This is a genomic window from Weissella minor (genome assembly GCF_001437425.1).
GTDB classification, from domain to species: domain Bacteria; phylum Bacillota; class Bacilli; order Lactobacillales; family Lactobacillaceae; genus Weissella; species Weissella minor.
This window is the reverse complement of the sequence record NZ_JQCD01000024.1, coordinates 21,198-36,137: the sequence shown is the minus strand read 5'-3', so window position 1 is coordinate 36,137 and position 14,940 is coordinate 21,198. Positions and strand designations below refer to the sequence as shown.

Annotated in this window: 14 protein-coding genes; 1 reads left to right on the top strand and 13 read right to left on the bottom strand. The window is 39.2% G+C overall.

The genetic code is table 11. The features are described from left to right. Nucleotides 1-41 precede the first annotated feature (41 nt). Nucleotides 42-335, bottom strand: coding sequence for a hypothetical protein (locus IV67_RS03635; protein WP_057787216.1), 294 nt, complete (start codon nucleotides 333-335; stop codon nucleotides 42-44). Between the two features lie 167 nt (nucleotides 336-502). On the opposite strand from IV67_RS03635, the gene IV67_RS03630 reads away from it, so the two are divergent. Then, nucleotides 503-1,156 carry a metal-dependent transcriptional regulator gene (locus IV67_RS03630; protein WP_057787215.1) on the top strand — a complete coding sequence of 218 codons (654 nt, stop codon included), beginning with the start codon at nucleotides 503-505 and terminating at the stop codon, nucleotides 1,154-1,156. A gap of 172 nt (nucleotides 1,157-1,328) precedes the next feature. On the opposite strand, the gene IV67_RS03625 is transcribed toward IV67_RS03630, so the two are convergent. From IV67_RS03625 to IV67_RS03570, 12 genes are all read right to left on the bottom strand, one after another. Further along, nucleotides 1,329-2,060 (bottom strand): class A sortase, encoded by a 732-nt coding sequence (locus IV67_RS03625; protein ID WP_057787213.1) that lies wholly within the window; start codon nucleotides 2,058-2,060, stop codon nucleotides 1,329-1,331. A gap of 18 nt (nucleotides 2,061-2,078) precedes the next feature. Further along, nucleotides 2,079-2,747 (bottom strand): redox-sensing transcriptional repressor Rex, encoded by a 669-nt coding sequence (locus IV67_RS03620; protein WP_057787211.1) that lies wholly within the window; start codon nucleotides 2,745-2,747, stop codon nucleotides 2,079-2,081. Between the two features lie 99 nt (nucleotides 2,748-2,846). Beyond that, nucleotides 2,847-4,181, bottom strand: a complete 1,335-nt coding sequence (locus IV67_RS03615; protein WP_057787209.1) for a DEAD/DEAH box helicase — start codon at nucleotides 4,179-4,181, stop codon at nucleotides 2,847-2,849. A 20-nt stretch (nucleotides 4,182-4,201) separates the two neighbouring features. Further along, nucleotides 4,202-5,185 (bottom strand): Gfo/Idh/MocA family protein, encoded by a 984-nt coding sequence (locus IV67_RS03610; RefSeq protein ID WP_057787207.1) that lies wholly within the window; start codon nucleotides 5,183-5,185, stop codon nucleotides 4,202-4,204. Nucleotides 5,186-5,338: 153 nt separating this feature from the next. Then, a complete protein-coding gene (gene rlmD / locus IV67_RS03605; RefSeq protein ID WP_057787205.1) occupies nucleotides 5,339-6,709 on the bottom strand; it encodes a 23S rRNA (uracil(1939)-C(5))-methyltransferase RlmD in 1,371 nt (456 codons plus the stop codon). 105 nt (nucleotides 6,710-6,814) lie between these two features. Beyond that, nucleotides 6,815-7,699 (bottom strand): zinc metalloprotease HtpX, encoded by an 885-nt coding sequence (gene htpX, locus IV67_RS03600; protein ID WP_057787202.1) that lies wholly within the window; start codon nucleotides 7,697-7,699, stop codon nucleotides 6,815-6,817. 22 nt (nucleotides 7,700-7,721) lie between these two features. After that, the gene (locus tag IV67_RS03595) at nucleotides 7,722-8,291 is read right to left on the bottom strand and encodes a LemA family protein (RefSeq protein WP_057787200.1); all 570 of its coding nucleotides are present in this window, start codon (nucleotides 8,289-8,291) and stop codon (nucleotides 7,722-7,724) included. A gap of 75 nt (nucleotides 8,292-8,366) precedes the next feature. After that, nucleotides 8,367-9,380, bottom strand: a complete 1,014-nt coding sequence (locus tag IV67_RS03590; protein WP_057787198.1) for a serine hydrolase domain-containing protein — start codon at nucleotides 9,378-9,380, stop codon at nucleotides 8,367-8,369. 56 nt (nucleotides 9,381-9,436) lie between these two features. Beyond that, nucleotides 9,437-11,164, bottom strand: a complete 1,728-nt coding sequence (locus tag IV67_RS03585) for a phospho-sugar mutase (RefSeq protein WP_057787196.1) — start codon at nucleotides 11,162-11,164, stop codon at nucleotides 9,437-9,439. A gap of 83 nt (nucleotides 11,165-11,247) precedes the next feature. Then, nucleotides 11,248-12,411 (bottom strand): UDP-galactopyranose mutase, encoded by a 1,164-nt coding sequence (glf, locus tag IV67_RS03580; protein ID WP_057788239.1) that lies wholly within the window; start codon nucleotides 12,409-12,411, stop codon nucleotides 11,248-11,250. 87 nt (nucleotides 12,412-12,498) lie between these two features. Then, on the bottom strand, nucleotides 12,499-13,797 hold the full coding sequence (gene purB / locus IV67_RS03575; protein ID WP_057787194.1) for an adenylosuccinate lyase: 1,299 nt from the start codon (nucleotides 13,795-13,797) through the stop codon (nucleotides 12,499-12,501). Between the two features lie 175 nt (nucleotides 13,798-13,972). Beyond that, nucleotides 13,973-14,899: a peptidylprolyl isomerase gene (locus IV67_RS03570; RefSeq protein ID WP_057787193.1), complete on the bottom strand. Its 927-nt coding sequence runs from the start codon at nucleotides 14,897-14,899 to the stop codon at nucleotides 13,973-13,975. Nucleotides 14,900-14,940 lie beyond the last annotated feature (41 nt).

Genomic DNA, 14,940 nt, shown 5'->3' with positions numbered 1-14,940 from the left:
ATTAAGTCATTGTTATCCATTTTAAGAATTAGCACCTCTAATTAATAAGATTTAATTACCTGCCTTCCCATGTCCGTACAAATTTTTTCAAATGACATCATGAAACGATCACGTTCCGTAGGTGTTCTAAATTTGAGCACATAGGGTAGATTCAAATCACCCACTGCAATCCGATAGATTGAACTACCTGTCACCCGTCCAACATAGATTTCACTATTTGGTGCTGTCCGTAATTTCTCAATTAGTTGCATCACTACCGGCTGACTAAAGCCATAATTCTCTTTGAGAAAATCATATATATTCGGTACGTTAGTTGAATTTAGCATTGTATTCATTAAACTTCCTCCTAAATCACATTCACTTTTGGGACACTTTTAATTTAACACCTTTTTATTCACTTTGCAATAAAAAATAATTAGCCACGATGAAAATTAAAAATAACGGTAAATATATGATATACTAAAAGTGTACAAGTTTAATGTTTATAAGAAAGAGAAATTCTATGAGTGATTCAGTATCAAAAACCCAATATTTACAAACAATTTTAGAACTCAGTGGTGGTGATGAATCTACAAAGATTTCAAACAATCAAATTGCAGAACATCTCCACGTTACGCCCTCATCTGTCTCAAATATGCTAACTAAGCTTCAAGAGACAGGCGAAGTTAACGTTGTCCCCTACTATGGGGTCACTTTGACTAAGACTGGACGTGAAACTGCGATTCGTTTAATCCGTTCACATCGTTTATTTGAGACATTTATTGCAAAAGATTTGGACTTACCAGTTTCTGTCGCCCATGACAATGCTGACCATCTAGATCATGATGCAACTGGCCAATTAATGGATGCGCTAGATAAGTTCCTTGAGCATCCAGCATACAGTCCGCAAGGCCTACCAATCCCTGACTCTAATTACCATTATGAGCCCGAACAATTAAAAGATTTATATGATGCTAAAGATGGTGATGATGTGATTATTCATGCTTTCACTGAAGATTTAGAGCTTTTACGTTACGTGGAAACAATTGGTTTACCACTCAATTCAAAGTGGCGTGTTAAAGAACGGCTGCCCTTTGATGGCCCACTTATTTTGCACAATGACGAACGTGAATTGCAAATCACACGTCATGCCGCTGAATTCATCTACATTCAATAATTAATAATAAAAAAAAGCGTGCCAGCTGGCACGCTTTTTTATTATTATTACTTTTTACGATAATCTTGCAGTGCTTGATATAAATTAAAAACAGCCATACCAAGACCAACGAGTGCAAAGAAACGACCCTTGCTCTGCTTATTCTTACGCTTTGCCATTATCATATCCTCCTCTACTTAATCCAACGATTATCTTGTTCAAATGATTTCAATGCATCTGATGGTGCATCATCAAAATCCATTTCCTTTTGCAAGTCACCTTGCAAAATAACACGGCCACGTTCAGCCGTATAATCACATGTTATCAGGGTTATCATTTTTCGTCCAGGGATTGGATCAGCAACTTGTACATCAGTGGGCTTCACTGTGGTATATTCTGTTGCTTTATACTCATATACTTTCTTCATATCCGTCAAATAAATTTTTTGACCCACCTTACCTTTATAGTAAATTGGTGAGAATAAAATGTCTTTTCCAGAATCTCCTTGAATAAAGTGGCTAGCTAAGGCATAATTTCCAGTCCCCATCTGTTGCGCTTCATTTAAGGTTCCAGCCCCCAAAGACAGAATCGTATCACTGACACCATTCGCAATCGGCACAGACAAACCAATTTCTGGGACTGTTACAAACCCAATAAAATCAACCTGTCCAGCATTGACACGTGCTTTTAATATTTGTTGCGCTGTCAGCGTATTCACTGCTGACCAATCATAATTCGCATCTTTCTTTTTCGCTTCACTTTTCTTAACTGATGATGTTGTGACCTCAGGTTGAAAAGTTTTTATGGCAAAAGAAGCTATTTGATTATGAAAGATCAAACCTAACGCCACTAGGATTAAGATAAAATAAAGCACGGTCGACCACCACCGCCGTTTACTTTTCGTTCGTTGTTCTTTTTTCGCCATATTTTACACACTTACGAATTAATTTTCGTCCTTTTCGAAATTATTGATGAAATATAACAAAATTTGTAATTCATTCGTCAAATCAACGTTTTGCACGCGGACTTCCTTAGGAACATCTAATCGCAAAGGTGTAAAATTCAAGATACCTTGGATGCCTGCATTAGCAAGCCGCTTAGCAGTCTGTTGCGCGACTTCAGCTGGCACAGTTAGAATGGCGACTTCAATGCGTTGATCTTGAATTTGTTTTTCCAAATCATCTGTACTATAAATCGGCACACCTGACTGAATTGTATTCACAATTTCAGGATTCACATCAAAAGCAGCAGAAATACGCGCATTTGAACTTTGATGGAAGTTAAAATTCAACAAAGCTTGCCCTAAATTACCAACCCCAATTAATGCCACTGATGCTAAATTGTCTTGATTTAAGATGTCACCAAAGAATTCCATTAATTCTTTAACATCATATCCGTATCCACGCTTTCCTAGCGCACCAAAATATGAAAAATCACGACGAATCGTGGCTGCATCAAACTTCACAGCTTTTGATAATTCATTTGATGAAATACGGGTTACTCCTGAATCCAATAAAATCTTTAAATATCGATAATAAATTGGTAAACGTCTCGCCGTCGCGCGCGGAATATCTTTTCCTGCGGTTTGCATATTTTCTTTCTCTTCGCTCATCTCGCTACCCTCACACATTAACTAATTTTAATACCTTAAATATAACATAGTTACAGCACTATGTGAATGTGTTAACAATTGTAAATGTGTAACTCTTCTCTATGCTTTCTTTTTCGGACGTCCTTTGTCCTTCTTATGCTTACGCTTAGCCTTCTTTTCTTTCTTAAAACGATCTTCACGTGACATGGTCGTTTCAGTTGGCTTGGCCTTAGCTGTTTTCTGTTTTCTTACTTTTTCAATAGGTGCGTCATCAATTTCACTTGATGCTTGCACCTGCTTTTGCTTAGGCGCAGTTGCTTTAGTTGCCGGACGTGCTGAACGTGTATTTGATTTACGTGATGTTTGTTTTTCACCATCAAGCAAACGTGGACGTCCTTTTACGACTTCAATATCAACTGCAACCATTCGCTTCAAGTCACGGGCATCATGATCATTTCCAAATGTAATCACTAACCCAGCTTTACCCATACGACCTGTACGGCCAGAACGATGCGTGTAAGTTTCACCATCGCGTGGTAAGTCAAAATTAATCACAATTGGCAAGTCAGGTACATCCAAGCCACGGGCCCCAACATCAGTCGTCAACAAGAACTTTGCATCCCCGTTTTTGAACGAACGCATAGCCCGCTCACGGGTTGAACTTGAATCACCACGGACTAATGTCGCCATACCAATATGTTCATGCGCCAAAAAATTAGCCGTCATTTTTAATTGCTTTGTGGTATTAAAGAATACCATCGCTTGCATTTTTTTCTGGGAAGCCAATTGACGCAAGCGTTTATTACGTTGGTCACTGGCAGTCAACCAGAATTCATGTTGAATTTGCGTGGGCATTGGGACATCACGTTGATCAATACGTTCAAATTCACGATCAAATAGACCTGCTGCAACCGTCGTATCAACTTCCGTCGCACCAAATAATGCCACCTGCATGTCAGGATCATCAATATAATCCCAAATGACATCAACTTGCTTAGCCGTATCATCTTTCAATAATTCATCGGCTTCATCTAAAACAAATGAACGTAAACGGCCCAATTTGAGCTTGCCATTATTTAATAATTCAACGACACGACCTGGTGTTCCAACCAAAATCTCTGGATGTTTTTTTAAACGATCAAGTTGATTCTTAATATTAGCGCCACCGGTCAATGACAAAACTTTAAAGCCCAATAGACTAGCCCATTCGCGCATCACATGGGTTGTTTGCATGGCCAATTCTTGTGATGGTGCTAAAACAAGAATCTGTTCCCCATCGTCGGCTGCAACATTTTCTAACAAAGGCCAAGTAAAAGCCAATGTCTTTCCGGTCCCAGTCGGGGCCAAAGCATCAATCGATGCACCTGATTTTAGTGGTTCATATACCGCTTTTTGAATGGGCGTTAATTCCGTAAAACCACTGGCTTGAAGTTTTTCTTCAAATTCTGATCGCATGTTTTCTCCTTACTTGCGAATTAAGCATGGTCAGCTGGGAATTCAATTCCCGCTGACTGTCTTAACTGTGTGAGCACCATATTTACACGTTGGCTCAACATAAATAGTTCTTCATATTCATCTGTATGCGCATCTGGATCATTGATAATATCAGCAAACACTTGTGCTTCTGCCATCATTGGATTTTCGGGTGCAGTTGTACTGATTTCAACAGATTTACCATCAGCATCCACGTATGTCACATCACCCAATTCAGCGATATTATCAATCAAAATTGTATCTTTACGACCCAAAATTTCTGAACGTTGATAGCTATTAGCCATCTTACCAAACTGAGCTGTGATATCAAAATCGGCATAACGCAAAATTGCAGTCCCACGTCCATCAGCACCATTTGCTAATTTAGTTGCAAAATAGTAAACATCCTCAGGTAAACCAAACAACTTTACAATGGCATAAATTGGATATACCCCTAGGTCGGTCAAAGCCCCTGCACTAAATGTACGTGTCAAAACATTGGGTTCTTCCCCTGCTAAGTATGCGTCAAAACGTGATGAATATTTTTCATAAACAAACGTTGCGCCCGAAATAACATCCATATCAGCAACTTGTGCTTCAATCGCCTTAAAGTTATCTTGATGAATATGACGTGCTGCTTCAAATAAATGCACCGTTGGATGTTCACGCAAAATAGAATAAATCTTTTCAAATTCCTTTGGATTTGAAAAAGCAGATTTTTCAACAATTACTTGGACATCATGTTCGATAGCTTGTGCGACTTGCTGAAAATGTAAGCTGTTTGGAGAAGCAATATAAACCACATCAATACCACTAGTGAAAAAGGCTTCTAAATCTGTATAGATTGCAGCACTTTCTGAAAATTCACGGCCTGATGCTTCACGTCGTGAATAAACACTTGTTAAAGTATATGCTTGTGTTGCTTCAGCTGCATCGACAAACATTTTTGAAATCCAATTTGTACCAATAACACCTAATTTCAACATGATATTCCTCCATTAAATACGTCAATAGTCTTTAATATTATAACATTGATAAGCTTTATCTGGCTTTAAACCCTGCTTAGTTCAGTAAATTAGCACAAAATATAAAAATAGCTAAGCTACCCTCATCAGCAACTTAGCTATCTTTTTTGATTTTTAAGCTTTACGTTCAAGCACAGTCACAGATTCCACATGGGTTGTCTGTGGGAACTGATCAATCGGTTGTACATCACCAGTGACTTCATAGCCTTGTTCAACGAACAACGCAGCGTCACGAGCCAAAGTTGCTGGATTACAACTAATGTAAACGACCTTTTGTGGTCCCATTTCAACTGCGGCATCAACCAATTCTTGTGTCAATCCCTTACGTGGAGGATCCAAGAAAATAACATCCGGCTTCAAACCTTCAGCAGCCCATTGGCTCATCTTCTCTTCCGCCTTACCTAGGGCAAACTTGGCATTCTTGATACCGTTTAAGTCAGCATTACGCTTCGCATCATCAACCGCTTCAGGTACAATTTCAACCCCCAGCACAGATTCAACACGATCAGCAATCGTTAATGAAATTGTTCCAATTCCAGAATAAGCGTCAATAACCACATCGGTTGGCTTTAAGTCAGCCTTATCTGCTGCTGTTTGATACAAAACTTCTGTCATAGCTGGATTCACTTGATAGAATGAATTTGGCCCAATCGCAAAAGTCTTTCCTAACAAAGTATCCTTGATGGCCTTTTCGCCCCAAAGCACCTTATTTTGGTCACCCATGATAACATTGGTCTTTTCTTGATTGACGTTTTGAATAATTGAAACGACTTCAGGTAATGCTTCGCGAATATCATTAATAATAAATTCAGATGTTGGTAGACGCTTGGCACGTGTTACCAAAACAATCATCATTTCATGGCTGTAGTGTCCACGACGAACCATAATTGTTCGAACGACACCCTTATGGTTTTGTTCATCATATGCTGCCACATGGTATTTACGCAAAATATCACGGATAACAACGATTGCTTTATCAATTTCAGGATCTTGAATATAAAAATCTTCCATTGGTTGCAAACGGTGTGAACCACGACGGTAGAAACCAGTCGTTAATTCACCATTAATTTCGCGTACTGGAATTTGGGCTTTATTACGATAACCCCATGGATCATCCATCCCAACTGTTGGTGCGACATTAACTGCCACGTGTTGCTTATTGAATACATCAGCAACTTGCTTTTGTTTATGCTTTAATTGTGCTTCATAAGTCAAATGTGCCAATGGTGCGACGCCTGATTGCAAAACCTTTGCGTCAATGTCAGCATTACGATCAGCAGATTCAACAAGTCGTTTTACCACACGACCAAAACCATAATTGGTTGTTACTTTTGTAACACCAACGATAATTTTTTCGCCAGGTACGGCATTTGTTACGAAAATTGGAAAATCGTCAAATTTAACGACCCCATTTCCATCATAAGTTAAGTCAATAACTGTTGCTTCAAATTCTTGATTTTTAACAACGGGTGCTTTCTTTTTCATCATTTTCTCCTTTTGGTCTTTTCGACAACCAGCAAGCATCTAGTATAACACACTTTTGTGTATATAAAAAAAGAGTTCATTGCTGAACTCTTTTTTATGAACAATTTACATCTTGCGTAATGCCGCAATCCGGTCTTCCATAGGTGGATGCGTGTCAAATAAATGACTCATCCGACTTTGTGTTTTAAGTGGATCACCAATATATAGGCCTGCGCTACTTGGTGCAACGTTCTCCTCGGACATCGGTTGACTCCCTGAAATTTTCGTCAGAGCATCAATTAGCCCTTGTGGATTACGTGTTAGCTCAACGGCGCCGGCATCAGCCAAAAATTCACGGTTTCGTGAAATCGCTAATTGGATAATCGTTGAAGCCAATGGCGCTAACATCATCACAACAATTGATAAAATGATTCCAAATACATTACTTGATTGGTCACGATCACGTGAACGCCAACCCCAAAAACTTGTTCCAAAATTAGCAAGCATCGTAATCATTGATGTCAGTGCGACTGCAATTGTTTGAATTCGGATATCGTAATTTCGAACGTGCGTCATTTCATGCGCCATAACGCCTTCCAATTCTTCACGATCCAATTGTTGTAAAATACCAACCGTCGCAGCCACTGCTGCATTTTCAGGCTTATTTCCAGTCGCAAAAGCATTTGGACTTGCATCATTAATAATGAATACGCGTGGCATTGGTACTTTAGCGACTAGGGCCATGTCTTCAACAATATGCCAAAGTTCGGGCGCTTGATCTGCGTTTGTAATTTCTTGCGCATTATTCATCGACATCACAACATCTGTTGATTGTGTCGTCATATAAAATGCATAAATACCACCCGCAAGCACGGCAATGATAATGCCGGCCTGAAAACTATTCATTAAAAAGTAGCCTAAAGCCGCGCCAACAATTGCTGTAAATAAGAAGAAGCCAAACAAGAGCACGACTGTCTTTCGTTTATTTTTTGCAATTTGATCAAAAAGCATCTTTTACCTCACTCAATTAAGCTTATAAACCTTGATCATCAAATGAAATCTTAGTTGTTTGCTTTTCTTCTTCCGGTGTTTCAAGGAAAGCTGCTGGCTTGAAACTGTGAATTGACGCCACAATGTTAGTTGGGAAAGTTTGCAATTTCGTATTGTAACTTGAAACTGATGAATTGAACAATTGGCGTGAATAAGCAATTTTGTTTTCTGTATTTGCTAATTCTTCCATTAACTTGTTGTATTGATCCGATGCCTTCAAATCAGGATATGATTCAGCAACCGCAAAGATTGACTTCAAGCTTGATGACATTTGATCTGATAGATCCATCTTCTTTTCATGGTCACCATCAGGTACTTGCGCAATCTGGTTACGTAAGGCAATCACATTTTCCAAGGTACTCTTCTCAAAACGGGCATAACCCTTAACGGTTTCCAACAAATTTGGAATCAAATCATTACGACGCTTCAATTGTACATCGATTTGACTCCAAGATTCTTGTGTATACATCCGTGATTTAACTAATCCATTATAAATATTAATCCATACAATCGCGATGATGGCAATAATGGCGATGATAATAAAAATTCCCATTGTAATCCTCTTTTCTGTTCAGTAATACATTTAGTATACACTATAACGGATTTAAACCAAATCTAGCTTAATGTTTTATTGGGCAAAAAAAGCTTGTGGCATTTGATAACGATCAACACGCCACCAGTCATACACTTGTCGATTGGGATACACGCGATTACTCAAGATGCTAAGCCCTTGATTCGTTTTTAAATTCAACGCCATAATCGTACCCGTAAAACCAGTCTGATATAACCAGTCTTGCTCAACTGATGGAAAATCCTCACCACCAAAGCGCCAATAATGCCAACCTAATGTGCGAAAATCAAATCGACTTTCACGCAGTAACGCCACCATTTCTGGTCGTAACCAATCACTTAAGAACGTCAATGTATCTGCTTGTGTACTAAAAATCCCTGCATGACCTGCGGCGCCACCCAATAATTCAGCTTTGAAATCATCCACTTCTCCCCGTAATTCACCGCCACGGTCCGGATTAATCTCAGTTGGAGCAAAACGACTTTCTGGTATGGCCATAAACTCAGGCATGGCATTCGTACGATAACCGGTTTCCTTTAACTGTAATGGCGCAATAACCAGTGTTTGCATGGCCTGCTCTAATGACATACCCATTACCTTGCTTAAAGCTTTGCCCAATAACATATAACCGACGTCAGAGTAGTGAATTTCTGTGCCAGGTGTATTCAGCAATTCCCGAGTATACAAATCATTTTCTAACATTGCCTTGGTCAAATGAGTTGTCTTACGTACACTACTAGGCAATCCCGAATTATGACCTAAAATTTGCTTAAACGTAATTTGGGGATGATTAAAATTGGGCAGCACCTTTTTTAGCGGTTGATCTAAATCAAATTTTTCGTCTAGCGCTAGATGTAAATAAGCTGAAGCCGTATATAATTTCGTCAATGATGCTAAATCATAAATCGTCTCTGCTTGCACTGGGTGCATGGCCTGGTCATCAATTTGACCTAAATAACAAGCTTGTTGCTGGTTTTGTGGCGTTACCAAACCAATACTCATTCCTGGTAAGGGCTTTTCCGTCACAAGTCGTTGCCCCACCGTTGCCAAATGTTCTAATAATTGTTCCATCGCATCTCCTTTTGCTTTGAGACAAAAAAAGACAGTCAAATGACTGTCTTTTTACATTAATCAGCAATTAATTGTTGAATTGTTGCTTGAATTGCCGTTAACTCAGTCTCAGCTTCTACTTGTGTATCACCCTTAGTACCGACATAGAATTTCATCTTTGGTTCAGTTCCTGAAGGACGAACCGCTACCCAGCTACCGTCTTCAAGCCAATACTTCAAGACATTTGCTTTTGGTAAATCTAATTCTGACACATTACCGGTCTGCATATCCGTCACAGTTTGCACTGAAAAATCTTCAGTTTGCGTGACTGCAATACCACCAAATTTAGTTGGTGTTTCATTACGGAAGTTAGCCATAATCTGGACCATCTTATCTGCACCATCAATTCCTGAGAATGTCATTGATTGTGTGTCTTCGACAAAGTAACCATATGTGGCAAACAATTCTTGTAAGCCATCATATAAAGTCTTGCCTTGTGACTTATAAAAGGCAGCAACTTCAGCCAAAAGGACAGTTGCTTGGATTGAATCTTTGTCACGGGCAAATGGCTTAACCAGGTAACCATATGACTCTTCAAATCCAAACAAGAACTCATGCACGTGGGTATCTTGATAAAGTTGAATTTGTTCAGCAATATACTTAAATCCAGTCAACACATTCACTGTTTCCATGTCAAAATGCTTGGCAATTGCTGTTGCAAATTCAGAAGAAACAATTGATTTAACAATTGCGCCATTGGCTGGCAAAGTTCCGGCATCAGCTTTAGCAACCAAAATATAGTTCAACATCACGGCAGCAATCTGGTTTCCAGTTAGCAATGTATAGCTACCATCTGGTTGGCGAACCGCCACCCCCATACGATCGGCATCTGGATCGACGGCAATCGCAACATCTGCACCAATCTTACCGGCTAATTCAATTCCCATCGCTAATGCTGCATGATCTTCAGGGTTTGGCAAAGTAACAGTTGGAAAATCCCCATCTGGTGCTTGTTGTTCTGGAACCATTGTGACATTCTTGAATCCAGCATTTTCAAGTGCTGGTCCAGCAATTTGCGCACCCGTTCCATGTAAAGGCGTGTACACAAGCTTCATATCTTGTCCCACTGTTTCGGTTAATTCACGATTAATCGTAACGGCCTTCATTTCTTCTAGATAATCATGGTCAATCCCAGCACCAATCATTGCCAATAAGCCATCGCTTTCTAAGCTATCAGCATTGGCAACTGGAATTTCAAACATATCAGCTTCACGGATGGATTGCGTAATAATATCAGATTCCTTTGGTGGCATTTGTCCACCATCTTCACCATAAATTTTGAAGCCATTATAAGCCTTTGGATTATGTGATGCCGTAATCATAATTCCTGCATATGCGTTCAAATGGCGAACTGTATAGGACAATTCTGGGGTTGGACGCAACGACTCAAACAAATAGGCTTTAATTTGATGCGCACCTAATACTTGCGCAGCTTCTTTTGCAAACTCAGCAGAGTGATGACGTGAGTCATATGAAATTGCAACTCCACGAGTCTTAACATCATCTCCAAGACCATCCATTAAGCGGGCTAAACCTTCGGTGGCTTGACGCACAGTATAGATATTCATGCGATTAATTCCAGCGCCCATAAGGCCACGCACCCCCGCCGTTCCAAATGATAATGGTTGATAAAATGCATCCTCAGCTGCAACATCATCTTGCGCCAATTGTTGCATATCAGCTTGCAAATCTTCTGGTAAGTCAGTTCGTGCTTGCCAGACTTCAAAATTTTCTTGCCAACTCATGTTCATGCTCCTCACTTACTTTGTTTACACAACTTGAACTCTATTATAACACACCGCATGAATCCGTTTTCACTAGCTGCATGTTATTCACTGAAATGATAATCTGCTGGCAATTTAAATTCTTGTCGAACGAGATTTAACGCTGCATGAAAGACTTGATCCATATCATAATAACGATATTGACCTAAACGGCCCCCAAACACAACTTGCCCAGACAGATCTTGCGCCAAGCGTGCATATTGTTTATATAAAGCCATATTTTGTTCATCATTAACTGGATAATATGCTTCTTTTTCGCGATTCCAAGCTTGTGGATATTCACGTGTGACAACTGAAACACCATCATCAGACGCACCATCAAAATGTTTCCACTCCATCACACGCGTGTAAGGTGTATCAGCATCAGTATAATTAATCACGGCATTGCCTTGATAATTATCAACATCCATAATTTCTTTTTCAAACTTTAATGAACGATAAGCTAACTCACCATATTGGTAATCAAAGAATTGATCAATCATACCGGTATAAACAATCTTATCAAACTCAGCTAAATAGGCGTCCCGTTGACTAAAGAAATCTGTTCCCACTTGAACATCAATCAACGGGTGATCTAGCAACTGATCAAAAATTTGCGTATAGCCGCCAATCGGAATCCCTTGATAGCGGTGGTTAAAGTAATTATTATTGTAAACAAAACGAACTGGCAAACGTTTAATAATAAACGCCGGTAGTTCCGTCGCTTTGCGTCCCCATTGTTTTTCGGTATAACCTTTAACTAATTTTTGATAAATATCCGTTCCAATTAAAGAAATTGCCTGTTCTTCTAAATTACGCGGTGTGCGATTACCAAGTTGCCCTAATGCCTCTTGCTTTTGAACTTCAATCTTGGCTTGCGCTTCAGCTGGCGTTTTGGTCCCCCACATCTCATAAAATGTATTCATATTAAATGGTAGGTTATACAATTCACCTTTATAGTTAGCCATCACTTGATTTTGAAAACCATTAAATTCCGCAAATTGTTGAATATATTGCCAAATTTCTGTGTTATCAGTATGAAAAATGTGTGCACCATAATCATGAACTGTTACGCCATGCTCAACATGCGTATGCATATTTCCACCAACATGATCGCGCTTTTCAATTACTAAAACACGTTTTCCTAATTTAGCAGCTTCGTGTGCAAAAATTGCCCCGTACGGACCTGCTCCTACTACCAAATAATCATATTTTTTTGTATTTAACACTTGGTCACCACCATTCACATGCAATCATTAATAAAAAAGAGACATCAATAAGATGTCTCTTTTATTTTAACATAGATTGTAATCGCTTTAATCGTTCAAACCTAATCGATTAAAGATATCATCCACATGCTTTAAATGCCAATGATAATCAAAGGCATCTGCAATTTCATCCTTTGAAAGTTGTTGATTGATTGTTGCGTCTGCTTCAACCAAATCACGGAATTGTAATTGCTCGTCCCAAGAACGTGCAGTCAAAGGTTGCACTGTATCATAAGCTGTTTCACGTGATAGTCCACTATCCACTAACTTTAATAGCAAACGTTGTGAATAAATCAAACCATAGGTGCGTTGCATGTTCTTTTCCATGGTTTCTGGGAAAACTTGTAGGTTTTCTAAAATACCAGTCAAACGATGTAACATATAGTCAAGCGTTGCCGTTGCATCAGGCAAGATAATACGTTCTGCACTTGAATGAGAAATATCTCGTTCATGCCACAATGCAACATCTTCCATCGCTGTCACAGAATAGCCACGCAAAACACGTGATAATCCAACAATGTTTTCTGAACCAATTGGATTACGCTTATGTGGCATTGCTGATGAACCTTTTTGTCCACCCTTAAAGCCTTCTTCAACCTCATGGATTTCTGAACGTTGTAATCCACGGATTTCAGTCGCTAATTCTTCCAAAGTCGTTCCAATCACGGCAATTGTAGAAATATAGTCAGCATGTAAGTCACGTGGCAACACTTGTGAACCAATTGGTTGTGGTGTTAAACCAAGTTCATCCATGGCAATTTCTTCAACATGCGGTGGCACATTAGCAAAAGTTCCCACGGCACCAGATAATTTACCTGTTTCCATTTCAGCAGCGACGCGATCAAAGCGTTCAATATCACGCACAGCAGCTTGGTAAAAACGAGCCATTACTAAACCAAATGTTGTTGGCTCTGCATGGACACCATGCGTACGACCCATCATGACAGTATTTTTATACTGGCGCGCTAGCTTAGCCAATTCGTCGCGATAAGCAACCAAATCTTGTTTAATCAATTGATTAGCTTGTTTGATACGTAATGCTTGCGCCGTATCAACAACATCAGTTGACGTTAATCCATAGTGAATCCATTTACGTTCATCACCTAATGATTCGGAAACATTTCGTGTAAATGCCACCACATCATGGCGCGTTTCTTTTTCAATTTCAGCAATTCTTTCGGGGTCAAATTTAGCCTTCTCCCGAATCGCATCTAAATCAGCTTGTGGGACATGCCCTTCAGCGACCCAACCAGCCGTAACTGCAATTTCGACGTCTAACCATGTTTGATATTGATTTTGTAGTGACCATACCTTGGCCATTTCAGGACTAGTATAACGTTCCAGCATATTTGCGCTCCTTTTTAAACACGAATTACAAAACTTTATATCTGATATTATACTTTATTTTTACGAACTTAACCATTTTAATTCTCATTTTCGACATAAATAAAGCGAACAACACTTCCATAAAAAATAAAAACCCATAACGTGGCATCACCAGCGTTATGGGTTTTCATTAATTTTACTTATCGTTCTTCTTTTGCTTATCAGCAGCATCTGAAGCAGCAGCTTGTGTATACTTAGCCAATGCATTCTTCAAATCAGGATCCTTGATATTAACATTTGCCTTACCAAGTTCCTTACCAATAATCACATTCACGTCATCTTCATTAGACATAATTTCATCAACACGCAAGTTCTTCAAATCATTCTTCATATCATCATATGAAGGCTTCTTTTCTTGCGTGTTACGCTTAACAACATAGTAACCTGAGTTAGAAGCAGCCTTAACTGGCTTTTCAGAATACTTACCATTTTCAAGATCAAAAGCAGCCTTCTTAACGTTCGAATCAACCTTTGTGCTTGTTGAATCGAAATCGTCTAGCTTACCACCATTCTTCTTACTGTCTGTATCACCAGAATACTTCTTAGCAAGCTTACTGAAGTCGCCATCCTTGTCGTCAAGTTCCTTAATAATCTTTTTGGCATCATCTTCACTACCAAGCAAGATTACAGATGCGCTTGTCTTAGGTTGGTAATCGTTATAGATCTTTTCAAGACTTGCCTTTGAAAAATTGGTGTTCGCCTTAACAGCTTCACGCTTCAATAAATCAAGTTTGATTGAATCACGATAATTTTGAGCTGACATCCCTGTTTGAGCTAATTGTTGCTCAAATTGGTCGCCTAATTCCTTACGTGTTTCATCATATTTCTTATCAACATCTTTCTTAGAAACATTCTTACCATATTCACTGTCTAAGACTTCTGTCACAACCATGTCAGCTAACGTCTGTTGCCCAACGGGCGTTTGCTTTAATTGCTTATAGTATTTAGATTCGGTTACATTTCCCTCATCTGATGTTGCAATTGTTTTTGGTCCGGCGCCCCAGATTGCAAGTCCGGCTCCAACACCAACTACAACTAATACAGCTAATACTTTTTTCCACATATTCATGGGCCTCTTTCTATTTTTTAACTATTATTTTAGTG

What these genes read in the sequence shown, in the direction of transcription:
- IV67_RS03635 (WP_057787216.1), bottom strand. Translation starts at nt 335, where the DNA reads ATGAATACAATGCTAAATTCAACTAACGTACCGAATATATATGATTTT.
- IV67_RS03630 (WP_057787215.1), top strand. Translation starts at nt 503, where the DNA reads ATGAGTGATTCAGTATCAAAAACCCAATATTTACAAACAATTTTAGAA.
- IV67_RS03625 (WP_057787213.1), bottom strand. Translation starts at nt 2,060, where the DNA reads ATGGCGAAAAAAGAACAACGAACGAAAAGTAAACGGCGGTGGTGGTCG.
- IV67_RS03620 (WP_057787211.1), bottom strand. Translation starts at nt 2,747, where the DNA reads ATGAGCGAAGAGAAAGAAAATATGCAAACCGCAGGAAAAGATATTCCG.
- IV67_RS03615 (WP_057787209.1), bottom strand. Translation starts at nt 4,181, where the DNA reads ATGCGATCAGAATTTGAAGAAAAACTTCAAGCCAGTGGTTTTACGGAA.
- IV67_RS03610 (WP_057787207.1), bottom strand. Translation starts at nt 5,185, where the DNA reads ATGTTGAAATTAGGTGTTATTGGTACAAATTGGATTTCAAAAATGTTT.
- rlmD (WP_057787205.1), bottom strand. Translation starts at nt 6,709, where the DNA reads ATGAAAAAGAAAGCACCCGTTGTTAAAAATCAAGAATTTGAAGCAACA.
- htpX (WP_057787202.1), bottom strand. Translation starts at nt 7,699, where the DNA reads ATGCTTTTTGATCAAATTGCAAAAAATAAACGAAAGACAGTCGTGCTC.
- IV67_RS03595 (WP_057787200.1), bottom strand. Translation starts at nt 8,291, where the DNA reads ATGGGAATTTTTATTATCATCGCCATTATTGCCATCATCGCGATTGTA.
- IV67_RS03590 (WP_057787198.1), bottom strand. Translation starts at nt 9,380, where the DNA reads ATGGAACAATTATTAGAACATTTGGCAACGGTGGGGCAACGACTTGTG.
- IV67_RS03585 (WP_057787196.1), bottom strand. Translation starts at nt 11,164, where the DNA reads ATGAGTTGGCAAGAAAATTTTGAAGTCTGGCAAGCACGAACTGACTTA.
- purB (WP_057787194.1), bottom strand. Translation starts at nt 13,797, where the DNA reads ATGCTGGAACGTTATACTAGTCCTGAAATGGCCAAGGTATGGTCACTA.
- IV67_RS03570 (WP_057787193.1), bottom strand. Translation starts at nt 14,899, where the DNA reads ATGTGGAAAAAAGTATTAGCTGTATTAGTTGTAGTTGGTGTTGGAGCC.